1 protein-coding gene is annotated in these 537 nt (G+C 74.9%); it reads left to right on the top strand.

Features of this window, described 5'->3' with window-relative positions:
* On the top strand, positions 1-537 hold a 537-nt coding region (locus tag ACK41V_RS23855), incomplete at both ends, for a hypothetical protein (RefSeq protein WP_409786195.1).

The raw sequence follows: 537 nt of genomic DNA, 5'->3' as shown, positions 1-537 counted from the left end.
AATCGCGCGACGGGCGGCAGCGGCGGCGGGCTGCACGCGGACCGCTGCGTCGCGCAGCTGATCGACGCCCAGCTCCGCAACTGCGCAGCGGTGCGCGGCGGCGGCGTGTTCGCCACGGGCAGCGCGGCTCGAGTCACGCTGACGCGCGTGACGCGGGCGGAGAACGCCGCCACGGAGGTGGGCGGCGGCGTGGCGGTGCTGCTCACTGACTCCTCCACCAACACCACCGTGTCCATCACGCGCACTGCGCTGACGGACTGCACCGCGGACGATGGCGCGGGCGGCGGCGTTGCGCTGCTGGCAACCGCGCTGCACTGGGACGCTGGCAATGTCACCGCCGCGTCCGCGGCTCACCTTGCCCGTGCCGCACACGCGTCGGTGATGGCTGCGGGTGCGGCGGGTGCGGTGGGTGCGGCGGGTGCTGCGGGTGTTGCGGGTGCTGCGACGCCGGTACACGACGATGACGCGGGCGGCACCGACTCCCACCCTCGCGCCCAGTCGCTGCAGCTGGTCGTGGAGGACGCCGCCTTCCTGCGC

This window comes from Acidovorax sp. (assembly GCF_046291265.1).
GTDB lineage: Bacteria > Pseudomonadota > Gammaproteobacteria > Burkholderiales > Burkholderiaceae_C > Acidovorax.
This window is presented reverse-complemented; position numbering and strand designations above follow the sequence as displayed.